Annotated in this window: 16 protein-coding genes; 12 read left to right on the forward strand and 4 right to left on the reverse strand. The window is 66.9% G+C overall.

Annotated features, from left to right (window positions below):
• Positions 1–115: 115 nt before the first annotated feature.
• The 4 genes from ACPEH1_RS05165 to flgA all read right to left on the reverse strand — a co-directional run bounded on the left by ACPEH1_RS05165 (position 116) and on the right by flgA (position 2818).
• Positions 116–1339, reverse strand: a complete 1224-nt coding sequence (locus tag ACPEH1_RS05165) for an ATP-binding protein (protein ID WP_026070497.1) — start codon at positions 1337–1339, stop codon at positions 116–118.
• Positions 1340–1419: 80 nt separating this feature from the next.
• Entirely contained in the window at positions 1420–1758 is a 339-nt protein-coding gene (locus ACPEH1_RS05170; RefSeq protein ID WP_136004101.1) for a flagellar protein FlgN, read from the reverse strand.
• On the reverse strand, positions 1755–2057 hold the full coding sequence (gene flgM / locus ACPEH1_RS05175) for a flagellar biosynthesis anti-sigma factor FlgM (RefSeq protein WP_017354432.1): 303 nt from the start codon (positions 2055–2057) through the stop codon (positions 1755–1757). Before flgM ends, ACPEH1_RS05170 begins: the two co-directional genes overlap by 4 nt.
• Positions 2058–2167: 110 nt before the next feature.
• Positions 2168–2818, reverse strand: a complete 651-nt coding sequence (flgA, locus tag ACPEH1_RS05180; protein WP_017354433.1) for a flagellar basal body P-ring formation chaperone FlgA — start codon at positions 2816–2818, stop codon at positions 2168–2170.
• A gap of 116 nt (positions 2819–2934) precedes the next feature.
• Here flgA and ACPEH1_RS05185 point away from each other — a divergent pair, with 116 nt between their 5' ends.
• From ACPEH1_RS05185 to flgL, 12 genes are all read left to right on the forward strand, one after another.
• Positions 2935–3879 carry a chemotaxis protein gene (locus tag ACPEH1_RS05185; protein ID WP_017354434.1) on the forward strand — a complete coding sequence of 315 codons (945 nt, stop codon included), beginning with the start codon at positions 2935–2937 and terminating at the stop codon, positions 3877–3879.
• Between the two features lie 213 nt (positions 3880–4092).
• Positions 4093–4488: a flagellar basal body rod protein FlgB gene (gene flgB / locus ACPEH1_RS05190; RefSeq protein ID WP_017354435.1), complete on the forward strand. Its 396-nt coding sequence runs from the start codon at positions 4093–4095 to the stop codon at positions 4486–4488.
• Between the two features lie 3 nt (positions 4489–4491).
• Positions 4492–4899: a flagellar basal body rod protein FlgC gene (gene flgC / locus ACPEH1_RS05195; protein ID WP_017354436.1), complete on the forward strand. Its 408-nt coding sequence runs from the start codon at positions 4492–4494 to the stop codon at positions 4897–4899.
• Between the two features lie 26 nt (positions 4900–4925).
• Positions 4926–5609 (forward strand): flagellar hook capping FlgD N-terminal domain-containing protein, encoded by a 684-nt coding sequence (locus ACPEH1_RS05200; protein ID WP_313242460.1) that lies wholly within the window; start codon positions 4926–4928, stop codon positions 5607–5609.
• A 32-nt stretch (positions 5610–5641) separates the two neighbouring features.
• Complete coding sequence (flgE, locus tag ACPEH1_RS05205; protein ID WP_017354438.1) at positions 5642–6865, forward strand: flagellar hook protein FlgE; 1224 nt, start codon at positions 5642–5644, stop codon at positions 6863–6865.
• Positions 6866–6897: 32 nt separating this feature from the next.
• Positions 6898–7650, forward strand: a complete 753-nt coding sequence (locus tag ACPEH1_RS05210; protein ID WP_153164153.1) for a flagellar basal body rod protein FlgF — start codon at positions 6898–6900, stop codon at positions 7648–7650.
• Between the two features lie 128 nt (positions 7651–7778).
• Positions 7779–8564 carry a flagellar basal-body rod protein FlgG gene (flgG, locus tag ACPEH1_RS05215; RefSeq protein ID WP_017354440.1) on the forward strand — a complete coding sequence of 262 codons (786 nt, stop codon included), beginning with the start codon at positions 7779–7781 and terminating at the stop codon, positions 8562–8564.
• A gap of 23 nt (positions 8565–8587) precedes the next feature.
• Positions 8588–9280 carry a flagellar basal body L-ring protein FlgH gene (flgH, locus tag ACPEH1_RS05220; RefSeq protein WP_017354441.1) on the forward strand — a complete coding sequence of 231 codons (693 nt, stop codon included), beginning with the start codon at positions 8588–8590 and terminating at the stop codon, positions 9278–9280.
• A gap of 7 nt (positions 9281–9287) precedes the next feature.
• Complete coding sequence (locus ACPEH1_RS05225) at positions 9288–10439, forward strand: flagellar basal body P-ring protein FlgI (RefSeq protein ID WP_136004094.1); 1152 nt, start codon at positions 9288–9290, stop codon at positions 10437–10439.
• A gap of 1 nt (position 10440) precedes the next feature.
• Positions 10441–11667 (forward strand): flagellar assembly peptidoglycan hydrolase FlgJ, encoded by a 1227-nt coding sequence (gene flgJ, locus ACPEH1_RS05230; protein ID WP_153164157.1) that lies wholly within the window; start codon positions 10441–10443, stop codon positions 11665–11667.
• Between the two features lie 8 nt (positions 11668–11675).
• Positions 11676–13556 carry a flagellar hook-associated protein FlgK gene (flgK, locus tag ACPEH1_RS05235; protein WP_017354444.1) on the forward strand — a complete coding sequence of 627 codons (1881 nt, stop codon included), beginning with the start codon at positions 11676–11678 and terminating at the stop codon, positions 13554–13556.
• The gene (gene flgL / locus ACPEH1_RS05240; protein WP_017354445.1) at positions 13553–14755 is read left to right on the forward strand and encodes a flagellar hook-associated protein FlgL; all 1203 of its coding nucleotides are present in this window, start codon (positions 13553–13555) and stop codon (positions 14753–14755) included. Before flgK ends, flgL begins: the two co-directional genes overlap by 4 nt.
• Positions 14756–15076: the final 321 nt, after the last annotated feature.

Raw genomic sequence — 15076 nt, forward strand, 5'->3', positions numbered from 1 at the left:
GTCAGCACCGCACGGTACGTTCATCGGCCACAGGCTGTTCGCGCAGACCCCGCCCACCCGGCCATCGCCGGGCGTCACGCAATCACCCGATCACCCGATCTCGCCAGCGCCGGGTTCAGCGCGGCTGTTTGATCGGCAGTACCACGCGGAAACGTGCGCCCTCGCCCGGGGTGCTGTCCAGGTCGATGCGGCCGTGGTGCTTGTTGATGATGCTGTAGGAGATCGACAGGCCCAGACCCGTGCCGCTGCCCACCGGCTTGGTGGTGAAGAACGGGTCGAAGATGCGCTGGCGCAGTTCCGGCGAAATGCCGCCGCCGGTGTCCTCGAACTCCACCCAGACCGTGTCGCCGTCCACGCCCGTGCGCACGGTGATCGTGCCGCGTTCGGCGATCGCGTGGCCGGCATTGAGCAGCAGATTCATGTAGACCTGATTGAGCTCGGACGGCAGGCATTCCACCAGCGGGAGCTGGCCGAACTCGCGGTGCAGCGTGACCTTGTACTTGAGCTCGTTCCAGATGATGTTGATCGTCGATTCCAGGCCCGCGTGCAGGTCCACCAGCTTCCACGACTCGTCGCGGCCGGAGTACGAGAAGTCCTTCAGATCGCGCACGATACGCGTCACCCGCTCGATGCCCTCGCGCGACTCGGCCATCAGCTGCGGCAGATCGCGGCTGATGAAGTCGATGTCGAACCGGTTGCGGATGTCGTCGATTTCCGGGATCAACGCCTTGGGGTCGGGCGCACGCAAGGCACGCTCGTAGGCTTCGATCACCGTGAACAGACTGCGCAGGTATTCCTGCAGGCTGCCCAGATTGGAGTGCACGTAGCCGATCGGATTGTTGATCTCGTGCGCCACGCCGGCCGCCAGCTGGCCGATGGACGCCATCTTCTCCGACTGCAGCAGCTTTTCCTGCGTGCCGTTCAAGCGCAGGTAGGCCTGCCGCAGCTCGGCGTGACGCTGCTGCAGCTCACGCTCATAGTCTTCCTGGCCTTCGATGCGGTGGAACAGGGCCAGATAGTGGCGCTCACCTGCCGCCTCATGATGGTAGACGTGGGCGATGACCATGCGCTCGCCGACCGGCAGGCTGCCATTCCAGTGGCCCTGCTGCCGTGCATGCTCCAGCGCGTCCGGCGGCAGGCGTTGCCGCAGCCATTGGGTGGCGCTCAGGCCGGCATCGGGCTCGGCCTGGCCGACGATGGCGCGCAGGGCCGCGTTGGCCACTGCCACGCTGCCGTCCTCGCGAAACAACAGCACCCCTTCACGGGTGTGCTCGAACAGGGCGAGCAGGACCGGCTGGGGCGGCAACGGCGCGGTAACAAACGAGATATCGGCGGTCACGGTCACATCGGGCAGGTGAAAACAGGCGCCCAATATACGCGAACCGGAAACCCCGGCCCGGCAGGTGCTGCCCGGGCCGGTCAGGCGACGGCCAGCGGCCGGCGCGTGTGAAGCGTGCTGGATTGGCCCTTGGCGTCATATGCCGACGCCTCCTCACTGCGGCCCAGCTGGCGCAATGCCCAGTTGACCTCGCGGCGGCGGCGCGCCAGCAGCACGCCGTTGGCGCGATTGCGCTCGGCCAGTTCCTGCAGACGCTCGGCCTGGCCGACCGGCAGCGCCGCTTCGAGCGCACGCAGCGCCTCCAGCTTGGCGCCGGTCGCCTGAATCAGCGCGTGGACATCATGCTCGACCAAGGCCAGGCGTTCGACGTCCAAGGCATCGCTGAGGCGCTGCAACGGCTCGCTCATCGCCAGCGTCATCCCTGCAGCTGCTGGTCCAGCTCAAGCATCCGCGAGGCAATGGCGTCAGGGTTGATCGTGTAAGTGCCGTTCTGCAGCGACTCGCGCACGGCCTGCACGCGGGCCGCGTCGATCGCCGGGGCCGTGCTCAGCTCGCGCTGCATGGCCTGCAGCGAGGTGGCTTCACCGGTCAGCCGCAGGCTGTCCACGGCTTCCACCGGGCGCGCCTGGGGATCGGTACCCGCGCTGGGCTTGGTGCCGAGGGCGACACTGCGCAGATGGGCGGTGGCCTGCAGGTTGCCGTCGATTTTCTGGCTCATGGAGATGTCCTGGGTGTTCGGTTCACAAGGGATAACGGCACAGAGGCCGCCACCTTTAGGGGGAAATGGCAGGGTTTTTCAGCACAAACGGATGCCGGTCAGCATTGTGATCAACGCGTCACTAAAACGTCGCCACTGGCGTCCACGGTACCTTGAACGATCTTGCGTGACGACAGGTTCTCCACCGACACCCGTTCGTGCTCGCCCGCGTCGGCCATCGCCCGCCCGGCCACCCGCACCTCCACCCCGCCCCGGCGCGAGACCAGGGCGACGCTGTCGCCCCGGCGCACCAGGCGCTGGGCGACCAGGTCGTTGGCCGACAGCAGGCTGCCGGCGCTCAGGGTCCGGCGGGCTACCCGGCCGACCGCCACCTGGGGGTCGGCCAGTGCGGCGCCGGCAATGCGCGCCACGTCACGCTGGGCAGTGGTGATATCGGCCGCCGTCAACGTTTCTCCAGCGGCGATCCCGCGGTTGAGGACCAGCACCTGCTGGTTGCGGCGGACCTTGACCGGCACGAACAGCCGCCAGCCGCCGGCATCCGGGCAGCTCACCTCCACCGTACTGGTACCGGTCGGCTGGGCGCGCAGGGCTTGACCGCAGGCCGGCAGGCGCAGCGCCGAGTCCAGCGACGTGTCGCCTTCGGTGCCGGCCGGCAGCGTCGACAATGCCGCACCGCGGATGCTCTCCACCGGCTGCCAACCGGCGGCAGCCCCGGCCGGGAATGCCAGCAGCAGGGACAGAACGACCAGGACAGAACGCATGCAGACTCCAGGGGCAACGGACATGCGCAGGGCGATGCAAGGTGCGTGCCGCAACCCACCGTCGCTTCCGGGCGCGCCGCGCTCAAGTCGCGCCGGGTGGCGCCGATACCAGACCCATGTCCCATGACCTGCTCAACCGCATCGACCAGCGTACGCGACTGGCCGGCCACAATCGTCTGGCCCTGCTGCTGTTCCGGCTTGGCGGACGTCAGCTTTTTGGCGTGAACGTGTTCAAGGTACAGGAGGTGCTTCGGCGCCCGTCCCTGTTCCAGGTCCCCGGCCTGCCCAGCCAGTTCGCCGGCGTTGCCGACGTGCGCGGCCGCTCGGTGCCGGTGCTGGACCTGGGCCTGGCCATCGGCCACCCCGAACGCGAACCGGATGCCGATACCGCGCCAGGCTATCTGGTGGTGACCGAGTTCAACCGCTCGATCCAGGGCTTCCTGGTCAGCGGCGTGGAACGGATCGTCAACATCGCGGTGGAGGACATCCACCCGCCGCCGGAACTGGGTGCCGAATCGAGCTACCTGACCGCCGTCACCCGTTTCCAGGGTGAATTGATCCAGGTGATCGACGTGGAAAGCGTCCTGGCCGATATCGCTCAGGTGCGCGGCGAAGCCGTGCTGGACCCGTCGATGGCCCTGCCGGCCGATGCCCCGCCGATGCAGGTACTGGTAGTGGACGACTCGCGCGTGGCCCGCCAGCAGATCCGCAGCGTGCTGGACCAGTTGGGCGTGAGCGCGACCCTGCTGTCGGACGGCAAGCAGGCGCTGGACCATCTGATCCAGATCCATGCGGCCGGGGAGAATCCCGCCGAACGCTACGCGATGGTGATCTCCGACATCGAGATGCCGGCGATGGACGGCTACACCCTGACGACGGAAATCCGGCGCCACCCGGGTCTGGCCGGCCTGTACGTGCTGCTGCACACCTCACTGTCGGGCGTATTCAACAACGCGATGGTCGAGCGGGTGGGCGCCAACGCCTTCGTGGCCAAGTATTCCCCGCACGAACTGGCCGATTTCGTGCTGGACCGGTTGCGCAAGGTGGCAATGGCCGCCTGAGACACGGCGGTCGCACGCGACCGCCGACGTCCACGCTCCCCCGGGAAGGCCGGAGCGGCATCGTTCATCCTCACGCCCAGCACCTGCTGGGCTTTTTTGTGGGCGTCAGGGCCGCCTTGCGCGCGCGCTGTCGACCCGGGCCATATGCCCCGACGCCATACCGATTGGCACAGCCCTTGCAGCCTCCCCCGCATCGTCCCGTGGGAGCGCGCCATGCCCAATCTGATTTCCGACTATCTGGGGGTCCATGCCCAGGCCATGCCGTTGCGCGAGCAGCGGATGAAGCTGATCGCCAGCAACCTGAGCAATGCCGACACCCCCGGCTACAAGGCCCAGGACCTCGACTTCGACGCCGCCCTGCGCCACGCCCAGGGCCTGGACGCCAACGGACTCATGAAAACCACCAACGAACAGCACTTCGCCATCGGCGGCGGCCTGAACCCCTTCCAGATTGCCAAGGACGGGGTGCAGCCCAGCATCGACGGCAACACCGTCGACCCGGACGCCGAGCGTGCCGCCTACGGCCGCGCCGCGCTGGAGTACCGCGCCTCGCTGAGCTTCGTCGAATCCAAGGTGCGCTCCATGCTCACCGCCATCACGGGCCAATAAGCCATGAGCAATCTGCCGATCTTCGACATCGCCGGCTCGGCCCTGCAGGCCCAGTCGGTGCGCATGAGCACCATCGCGTCCAACCTCTCCAATGCCGATACCGTCGCCGGGTCGGCCGATGCGGTCTACAAACCGCTTGAACCGATCTTCCAGTCCGTCACCAGCCGGACAGACCCGAACATCACCACCGTCCAGGTCAAGGAAATCAACCAGAGCGACGCGGCACCCATCAAACGCTACGAGCCCGGCCATCCGCTGGCCGATGGCGATGGCTACATCTACCAGCCCGACGTCGATCCGGTGGCGCAGATGGTCAACCTCATTTCCACCTCGCGCAACTACCAGGCCGGCGTGGAGATGCTGACCACCGCCAAGGAACTGGCACTGGCCACCCTGAGCATGGGTCGCTGACCCCCACTTTTGCAGGACATACCGTCATGAGCAGCACCAGCGGCGTCGGCCAGGGCAGCGATATCTATACCGCGCTCGGCCTCAACGCACCCAACAGTGACACCAGCAAGAAAAAAAGCACCCTGGACCAGGCCGACTTCCTGCGCCTGATGACCGAGCAGCTGCAGCACCAGGACCCGCTCAAGCCGATGGACAACACTCAGATGGTGGCGCAGATGGCGCAGCTGTCGCAGGTGCAGGGCATCACCGACCTCAACGCCACGGTTAAGGGTTTCCAGGACCAGATGTCCGGTGACCAGATCCTGCGCGGGGCTGCACTGGTGGGCCACGACGTGCTGGTTCCTTCGACCACGTGGTCGCTGGAAACCGAAGGCAGCACCAGCGGCATGGTCGCGGCACCCGGCGCCGGCTTCGTCAATGTGGACATCACCGACGCCAACGGCGTCAAGGTCAACACGCTCAGCGTGGAGGCCAAGGCCAGCGGCGAAGTCACGTTCGAGTGGGACGGCAAGGACGCCAACGGCAACCGCATGCCGCCCGGCAGCTACACCCTCGCCGCCTCCTTCACCGACAGCGCCGGCGCCAAGACCAAGGCCAATACCTACGTCGAAGCACCTGTGGAAAGCGTCACGGTCGGCTCCGACGGGCTGTACCTCAACCTCAAGGGCCTGGGTACGGCCCCGATCGACTACGTGCTCCGCATCAGCTGAGCCGCCCCACCCCGCATACCAGGAGCAATCTCATGGGCTTCAATGTCTCGTTGTCCGGCATCAACGCCGCCAATGCCGATCTGAACGTCACCGCGAACAACATCGCCAACGTGAACACCACCGGCTTCAAGCAGTCGCGCGCCGAGTTCGCCGACCTGTTCTCGGCCACCAGTTACGGTCTGTCCAAGAACGCCATCGGCCAGGGCGTGCGCCTGACCAACGTGGCCCAGCAGTTCTCGCAGGGCAACAACGAGCAGACCGGGCGCAGTCTGGACATGGCCATCTCCGGTGAGGGCTTCTTCACCATGACCATGAACGGTGCGCGCGTGTACTCGCGGGCCGGCAACTTCCAGACCGACCAGGCCGGCTACGTGATCAACCCGCAGGGCGCGCGCCTGCAGGTGTTCGCCCCGAACGCGGACGGCACCAGCTTCGACGCCGGTCGCCTGGTCGACCTGCAGCTGCTCACCACCGACAGCCCGCCCAAGCAGACCAGCAAGGTCAACGTCAGCTTCACCCTGCCGGCCGACGCCAAGGAGCCTACGGTCACTCCGTTCAGCCCGACCGACTCCAACAGCTACAGCCAGTCCACCGGCGGCATCACGGTGTACGACTCGCTCGGCGTGAGCCACACCCAGACGTCGTACTTCGTCAAGGGTGCCGCCGCCAACGAGTGGCAGGTCTACAACTATGTGGACGGCCAGGCACAGGGTGCGCCCACCACGCTGACCTTCAACAATGCCGGTGCACTCACCTCGCCCGCCAACGGCCAGATCACCCTCACGCCGTTCACCCCCAGCACCGGCGCCGGCCAGCTCGCGCTGACCCTGGACATCTCCGGGTCCACCCAGTACGGCGAGAAGTTCGCGCTGCGCAATACCCAGCAGGACGGTTACGCGGCCGGCAAGCTCAACGAGATCACCGTGTCTGAAGAAGGCGTGGTGTACGCGCGCTATTCCAATGGCGATGACAAGGCGCTGGGCCAGGTGGCACTGACGACCTTCAACAATACCCAGGGCCTGGAAGCCAAGGGCAACAACCTGTGGGTGGAGACCTTCGGCTCGGGCACCCCCCGCACCGGGGCACCGGACAGCTCCAACCTCGGCAAGGTCCAGGCCGGTTCACTGGAAGCCTCCACGGTCGACCTGACCGAGCAGCTGGTCAACATGATCACCGCCCAGCGCAACTTCCAGGCCAACTCTCAGATGGTCTCGACCATGGACCAGATCACCCAGACCATCATCAACATCCGTTGATGAGCCACTGACCGCATCACGGGACGACAACGATGGACAAGGCGCTCTACGTAGCGATGACCGGTGCACGCGCGTCGCTGCAGGCCCAGGGCACGCTTTCGCACAACCTGGCCAACACCGATACCCCTGGCTTCAAGGAAGCGCTCGCCAACACCGAGGCGTTCCCGGTCAAGGGCACCGGCTACGCCTCGCGCGTGGACGCCCTGCACGTGGACGCCGGGTTCAACCGGCGCATGGGTGCCCAGCAGATCACCGGCAACCCGCTGGACCTGTCGCTGCAGTCGGGCAACTGGCTGGCGGTGCAGCCGCCGGCCGGTGGCGGTGAAGCCTATACCCGCGGTGCGGCACTCTCGATCACGCCCAATGGCCAGCTGGTGACTGCCGGCGGCCATCCGGTACTGGACGAGAACGGTGCGCCGATCGCCATTCCGCCTCACCAGGCGATGGACATCGGCAACGACGGCACGATCTCGATCATTCCGCTCGGCGAAGGCCCGCAGACGATGGCCAATATCGGCCGGATCCGCGTGGTGGCCGCCGCCGACGACCGCCTGGAACGCGGCCTGGATGGGTTGATGCGCAACATCGATCCGCAGCAGCCGTTTGTGCAGGCCCAGGGCAAGTCGCTGGAAAGCGGCCAACTGGAGGGCAGCAATGTCGATGCCGCCGGTGCGCTGGTGCAGATGATCCAGCTGCAGCGCCAGTACGAAATGCAGGTGAAGGTGATCAAGCACGGCGACGACAACGCCCGCAGTGCCAACAGCCTGTTGCGCCTGGGCGGTTGATCGCCCTGTCGGCGGCGCGGTGACGCGCCCCCGACGGAATTCCGGCGCGGTTCTGGCACGCGCCATGCATTGCCTCTTGTAACGGCCGCCCCCCTGCGGCCACCCGTAGAACACAAAGGAACATCGCCATGAACCAGGCATTGTGGATCGCCAAGACCGGACTGGATGCGCAGCAGACGCGCATGTCGGTGGTGTCCAACAACCTCGCCAACACCAACACCACCGGGTTCAAGCAGGACCGCGCCAGCTTTGAAGACCTGCTGTACCAGCAGGTGCGCCAGCCTGGCGGTGCGTCTTCAGCGCAGACCCAGCTGCCGACCGGCCTGCAGCTGGGCACCGGCGTGCGCGTGGTGGCCACCTCGAAGAACTTCGAGCAGGGCAGCCAGCAGCAGACCGGTCGCGCGCTCGATGTGATGGTCAATGGGCGTGGCTTCTTTGAAGTGCAGATGCCCGACGGTTCCTCGGCCTATACCCGCGACGGCTCGTTCCAGCGCAACCAGCAGGGCGAACTGGTCACCAACAGCGGCTATCCGGTGCAGCCGGGCATCCAGATTCCCGAAGGTGCACAGTCGCTCACCATCGGTACGGACGGCACGATCAGCGTGAAGATGGCCGACGACGCCGCCTCGGTGGAGATCGGCGCACTGACCCTGACCGACTTCGTCAATCCGGCCGGTCTGCAGGCACGGGGTGAAAACCTGTTCCTGGAAACCACCGCCTCCGGCCCCGCGCAGAACGGCAACCCCGGTCTCAACGGCCTGGGCAGTGTGGTGCAGGGCGCGTTGGAAGGCAGCAACGTCAACGTGGTCGAAGAGCTGGTGTCGATGATCGAAACCCAGCGCGCCTACGAAATGAACGCCAAGGCGATCTCCACGACCGACGCGATGCTCGGTTACCTCAACCAGAACGTCTGATCGGCCGAACCGGAAACCCTGCCATGTCGCCCCTGCGCCCTACCCTTCGCCTGCTGTTTGCCGGCTCCCTGGTTGCCCTGCTCGGCGGCTGCGTCATCGCTGGCGATGTCCGGCCCTATCCGGCGATGGCGCCGGTTGTCCCGATCGCAGCGCCTACCCCTCAGGCCACCGCCGGTGCGATCTACGCCGCCGGCCCTGGCCTGCAGCTGTATTCGGATCGACGCGCGCGTGATGTCGGCGACCTGCTGACCATCACCTTGACCGAAAACACCACCGCGCAGACCACCGCCAATACCACGACGGCCAAGGAATCGGACCTGAGTATCGGCACCCCGACGGTCTTCGGCGCACCGGTCACGCTGGGCGGCAAGGACATCCTGAGCGCCAGCGCCAAGGGTTCGCGCGACTTTGCCGGCAAAGGCACCAGCGCACAGAGCAATCGCCTGCTCGGCAGTGTCACCGTCACCGTGGTGCAGCGCCTGCCCAACGGCAACCTGGTGGTGCAGGGTGCCAAGAACCTGCGGTTGAACCAGGGCGACGAACTGGTGCAGGTGCAGGGCATCGTGCGTGCCGCGGACATTTTCCCCGACAACACCATTCCGTCCAGCCGCGTCGCCGATGCCCGCATCGTCTACGGCGGTCGCGGTCCGGTGGCCCAGTCCAATGCAATGGGCTGGCTGAGCCGCTTCTTCAACTCGGCGTTGACGCCGTTCTGAGCCTGACATGACCTTTTCCTTCTTCATTGCTGGGCAGCGACGCACCGCGTCGCGCTACGCGCTGCGTGCGGCGGCGACGCTGCTGGCGGTGTTCGCCCTGGCTGCCCCCGCTTACGCCGAGCGCATCAAGGACCTGGCGCAGGTGGGCGGCGTGCGCACCAACGCGCTGGTCGGCTACGGCCTGGTCGTGGGTCTGGACGGCAGCGGCGACCGCACCAGCCAGGCGCCCTTTACCGTGCAGAGCCTGAAAAACCTGCTTGGCGAGCTGGGCGTCAATGTGCCTGCCAACGTCAACCCGCAGCTGAAGAACGTGGCCGCAGTGGCCATCCACGCCGAACTGCCGCCGTTCGCCAAGCCGGGTCAGCCGATCGACATCACGGTCTCTTCGATCGGCAACGCGGTGTCGCTGCGCGGCGGCTCGCTGCTGATGGCCCCGCTGCGCGGCGCCGACGGCCAGGTGTATGCGATCGCGCAGGGCAACCTGGTGGTCGGCGGCTTTGGGGCGCAGGGCAAGGACGGCTCGCGGGTGTCCGTGAACGTGCCCAGCGTGGGCCGCATTCCCAACGGCGCCACGGTGGAACGGGCGCTGCCGGACGTGTTCAACGGCGGCGGCGACATCACACTGAATCTGCACAAGAATGACTTCACCACGGTGTCGCGCATGGTCGCCGCGCTCAACCAGGCGTTCGGCGATGGTGCGGCACGCGCGATTGACGGGGTGACGGTGTCCGTGCAGTCGCCCAGCGACCCTGGCGCGCGCATCGGCCTGCTCGCCCGCATCGAGAACCTCGAACTCACCCCCGGCAGCGCGCCGGCCAAGGTGGTGGTCAATGCGCGGACCGGCACGGTGGTGATCGGCTCGCAGGTACGGGTGGGCGCAGCGGCCATTTCACATGGTTCGCTCACTGTGACCATCAACGAGAACACCAACGTCAGCCAGCCCAATGCGTTCGGCAACGGCCAGACGGTGGCCACGCCGCAGTCCACCATTACCGCCACCAACGATGGCAGCCGCATGTTCAAGTTCACTGGCGGCACCACGCTCGATGAAATCGTGCATGCGGTGAACGCGGTGGGCGCCGCCCCCGGCGATCTGATCGCCATCCTGGAAGCCCTCAAGCAGGCCGGCGCGCTGAGCGCCGAACTCGAGGTGATCTGACATGCGCATTACACCCGCACTGGAACTCAACCCGGCCCAGGCCAACAGCCCGGCCAAGGTCGACAAGGTGGCACGCCAGCTGGAAGGCCAGTTTGCGCAGATGCTGGTCAAGAGCATGCGCGATGCCAGCTTCGGCGATTCGCTCTTCCCTGCCGAGAACACCATGTTCCGCGAAATGTACGACCAGAAGATCGCCGAGGCGATGACGCGGGGACGTGGCCTGGGCCTGTCGGCGATGATCGCCCGCCAGCTTGGGGCCGCCGAAGGCGAGGCGGCCGCGCCGGTCGATACCGCGCTGAACCCGGCCGCCGCCCTGCGCGCGTACCGGCTCAATGCGCCATCGGCCGCGCCGATGGCGTTGCCGGCGGGCACTGCGCCGACTGCCGTGCCCAGCGAGGTGGACGTGCTTCAGCACCTGCGTGGCGCTGATCCGTCAGCAGTACTGCAGCCTATGGAGCGTGCGCTGGACCTGATCGCCGGGCGCGAAAGCAGCCAGATGCACGAAGCGCTCGGGCGGAACGATCCCTATGCCACGCCGCCGGCCGTGAGCGGGTCCGCCGGGGAAAACTGGGCCGCGTTGTCCAACGACCGCTGGAGCGGCGTCAATGACGGTGCCACGCGTACCACCGGTGCCGTGGACACGCTGGCCGCCAGTACGGCGGCCGCCACGCTGGGTCCGCACACCCCGGAAGGCTTCGTCGCCAGCATCTGGGGCCATGCCCAGCAGGCGGCGCGCGAGCTGGGCGTCGATGCCAAGGCCCTCGTCGCCCAGGCGGCCCTGGAAACCGGCTGGGGCCGCAAGCTGGTGCAGCGCAATGGCGGCGGCAGCTCGCACAACCTGTTCGGGATCAAGGCCACCGGGTGGAGCGGTGAGCGTGCCAGCAGCGGTACCCACGAATACGTTGACGGCGTTCGCCGCAACGAAACCGCCAGCTTCCGCGCGTATACGTCGGTGGGCGACAGCTTTGCCGACTACGTGAAACTGCTCAAGAACAGCCCGCGTTACCAGAACGCGCTGCAGGCCGGCGGCGATGTCCGCGGCTTTGCGCAGGGCCTGCAGAAGGCCGGCTACGCCACCGATCCCGGCTATGCGGCCAAGATCGCCGCAATTGCCGGCGGCCCCACCATCGAGCGCGCCATCGCCGCCGTGGGCGACGCCAGCCGGCGCCTGGGCCAGACCTTTGCCAGTACCGCCAGCCCGACCGGGCTGGGTGTCATCCGTCGTTGAGGTAACCCATGTCCAGCGTACTTTCCACCGGCACCAGTGCCCTGCTCGCGTTCCAGCGGGCGTTGGCCACCACCAGCCACAACGTCGCCAATATCAACACCCCCGGCTATAGCCGGCAGAAGGTCGACTTCGCCACCGCCAACCCGCAGAACTTCGGCTATGGCGATGTCGGCAACGGCACCCGCATCACCGACATCCGGCGCGTCGCCGACCAGCTGGCGATATCGCGGCTGCTCGACGGCAGCGGCGAACTGGCGCGCCTGAAGCAGCTGTCGACGATGGCGGACCGCGTCGATGCGATGTTCTCCGACACGGCCACCAATGTGGCCGGGGTGTGGTCGAGCTTCTTCGATACGGTCAGCGGCCTGTCCTCCAATGCCTCGGGCACCGCCGACCGGCAGAACGTACTGGACGGTGGCAAGACCCTCGCCAACCGCTTCCAGCAGCTCAACGGTCAGCTCAACACGCTCAACGGTGAGGTCAACAACGGCCTGATCGCCGGTGCCAGCGAGATCAACCGGCTGGCCAAGGAGATTGCCCAGCTCAACGGCGCCATCGGCGGCAATGCGGCCAATGCCGCGCCGGATCTGCTGGACCGCCGCGACCAGCTGATCGCCAACCTGGTCGGCTACACCGGCGGCAACGCGGTGATGCAGGACGGCGGCATCATGAATGTCTACACGGCCGGTGGCCAGGCACTGGTGGTGGGCACCACCGCGTCCAAGGTCACTACCGTGACCGACCCGTACATGCCCGAGCGCCTGCAGCTGGCATTGGAAAGCGCCGGGCAGAAGATCACCCTGGAATCGAAGACCCTGGGCGGCCAGATCGGCGGCCTGCTCGAGTTCCGCGATACCGTGCTCACCCCCACCCAGGCCGAACTGGGCAAGCTGGCGATCGGCATGGCCAGCAGCTTCAATGACGTGCACCGCCAGGGTGCGGACCTGTATGGCAACCTCGGCGGCGACTTCTTCAACATCGGCGCGCCGCGCATCACCGGCCACGCCGGCAATGCAGGCACGGCCAGCATGGCCGCCAGCTTCGGCGACCTGTCCAAGCTGGACGGGCAGAACGTCGTGCTGAAGTTCGACGGCACCCAGTGGCAGGCCAGCCGCGCCGATACCGGCGTGGCGGTGGCCATGACCGGTACCGGTACTGCCGCTGACCCGCTGGTGCTCAATGGCGTGGAGCTGGTGATGACCGGCACGCCGGCGCTCAACGACCGCATGCTGCTGCAGCCCACGGCGGGCGTGGCCGGCACGATGTCCGTAGCGATCACCGATACCTCGCGGATTGCCGCCGCCGCTCCGATCAAGGGCACCGCAGCACTGTCCAACAGTGGCACCGGCAAGCTCAGCGGCGTCAAGGTGACCGACCACGGCAATGCCGCGCTGCGCAACCCGGCGGCGATCGTGTTCACCAGTGGCACCCAGTACACCCTGGATGGCGCCGGCCCGTTCACTTACACCGCAGGCCAGACCATCAGCGCCAATGGCTGGAGCTTCGTGCTCGACGGCGCGCCGAAGACCGGCGACACCTTCAGCATCGGTCCGACGCCGGCCGGCTCCTCGGACAACAGCAACGCATTGCTGCTGGCCAAGGTGGAACAGGCCAAGGCCTTCAACGATGGCACCGTGACCCTGAGCGGCGCTCTTGGCGGGCTGACCACCCAGGTCGGCGCCGCCGCCCGCTCGGCCGACTACTCCCTGCAGGCCCAGCAGGTGATCACCGACCAGGCGCAGTCCGCGCGCGATGCAGTGTCAGGGGTGAACCTGGATGAAGAAGCCGCCGACATGCTGCGGCTTCAGCAGGCCTACCAGGCCGCCTCGCAGCTGATCTCCACTGCCGACACCATGTTCCAGACCATCCTCGGAGCCGTAGGCCGATGAACAACCGTATTTCCACCGGCATGATGTTCAACCAGTCGGTCTCGTTGATGATGGCCAAGCAGGCCAAAATGAGCCACCTGGAGCAGCAGATCGCCACCGGCCGCCGCCTGGTGACCGCCAAGGACGACCCGGTCGCCTCCGGCGCCGCCGTGGGCCTGGACCGCACCCTGGCTTCCCTGGAGCGCATGCAGCTCAACGCCGGCAATGTGCAGAACCGCCTGGGCCTGCAGGAAAACGCGCTGGCCCAGGTTGGCGACATGATGGGCCGCATCACCGAACTGACCATCTACGCCAACAACCCGGCGCTGGCGGCGTCGGACAAGCAGTCGATGGTGACCGAGATCGAGGCCATCCGGGGCAACCTGCTCGCGCTTGCCAACAGCACCGATGGCACCGGCCGCTACCTGTTCGGCGGCACGGCCGACGGCAGCCCTCCCTTCAGCCAGATTGACGGGAAGGTGGTCTACAACGGCGATCAGAACCAGCGCCAAGTGGAGGTGGGCCCGGACACCTACGTGCTCGATGCCCTGCCCGGCAGCGAGATTTTCCTGCGCATCGGCACCGGCGACGGCCATGTGGATGGTGCCGCGGCCAGCGGCAACACCGGTACCGGCGTGCTCACCAATGTCACCCGCGATGGCAGCAACAGCTGGGACGGCAAGGCCTTCAGCGTGCGCTTCACCGCCGCCGACCAGTATGAGCTGGTCGACGACACCGGTACGGTGGTGTCCAGCGGCACCATGAAGGCCGGCGACGACCTGGTGCTCAACGGCGTGCGCCTGCACGTGGATGGCAAGCCTGCTGCCGGTGATACCTTCAACGTGGCCCCGGCCACCAGCCGCGACATCTTCAGTACCCTGGACAGCCTGATCGGCTCGCTGAAGATGGATACCGGCAGTGCCAGCCAGTCCGCCGCCCAGCAGAACCTGCTGCAGAGCGGACTGCGCGACATCGCCCGAGCCTCCGAACGGATGATCGACTCGCGCGCCGCTGGCGGTGCGCAGCTCAAAGCGCTGGACAATGCCGCGGACATGCGTGAATCCAACACCGTCACCCTCAAGGGCACGCTGTCGCAGATGCGCGACCTGGACTACGCCGACGCCATCAGCCAGTACCAGCTGGAAAGCACTGCCCTGCAGGCCGCGCAGACCCTGTTCTCACAGATGCAGCAGATGTCGTTGTTCAACACGCTGCGCTGACGGCGCGTCATCCCGTAACGGAAAGCCTCGAAGGCCGCGATGCGAACAGCATCGCGGCCTTTTTCGTTATGCGTCGCCAAACACGCCCGTCGCACGCGCCCCACTGGCAGGGGCGCGCGCCGGAGAGCGTGAGCCGGGGCCGCCGCGGGCGCCCTGTCTCCGCGATCCGGCGCGGTGGCTGCCGCTGTGAGCATGGCCGGGACCTTGACCCCGGGGCCGCCAGGCAGAGCCCGGCTTGACGGGCAAAAAGCCCTTCAATCTCCACCTCCGGTGCCGTTAACCCTTCTATCGGGGAGCTCAGCCACGGCCCCGGACGGCAGC

The sequence above is a fragment of the Stenotrophomonas sp. NPDC077421 genome, assembly GCF_049545505.1.
GTDB lineage: Bacteria > Pseudomonadota > Gammaproteobacteria > Xanthomonadales > Xanthomonadaceae > Stenotrophomonas > Stenotrophomonas nematodicola.